At 67.4% G+C, this 341-nt stretch carries 1 protein-coding gene; it reads right to left on the reverse strand.

Annotation, left to right across the window (positions count from 1 at the left end; genetic code table 11):
* Positions 1–341: zinc-binding dehydrogenase (locus EN884_RS38340; RefSeq protein ID WP_164895532.1), on the reverse strand; the 341-nt coding region annotated here is incomplete at both ends.

A 341-nucleotide genomic window follows, 5' to 3' on the forward strand; every position in this document is an offset into this window, starting at 1 on the left:
GTCCATGACCGGAGCGACCTTGCGGGTGCCGAGCAGCGGCCAGACCTGAGCCTCGAGCGCCGCCGCGATGGCTGCCTTGAATTCGACGGTGCGCGGCCGAAGCGTCGAGCCGGTATGAACAAGGCGCTTGACCATGAGCTTTGCGAAGTCGGTGCTGGCGACCGCACCGGCCTGTACGGCGATCTGGACGATGCGTCCTTCGACGGCCGCGGCGTCGTAGTTGAGCGCCACATAGTCGCCGCCCACCATGTCGAGGATGACGTCGGCGCCCCGGCCGCCGGTTGCGTCCTTGACCTCGGCAACGAAGTCCTGCTGGCGATAATTGATCGCCCGGTCGGCGC

The organism is Mesorhizobium sp. M7A.F.Ca.AU.001.01.1.1, assembly GCF_004022735.1.
Classification (GTDB): domain Bacteria; phylum Pseudomonadota; class Alphaproteobacteria; order Rhizobiales; family Rhizobiaceae; genus Mesorhizobium; species Mesorhizobium ciceri.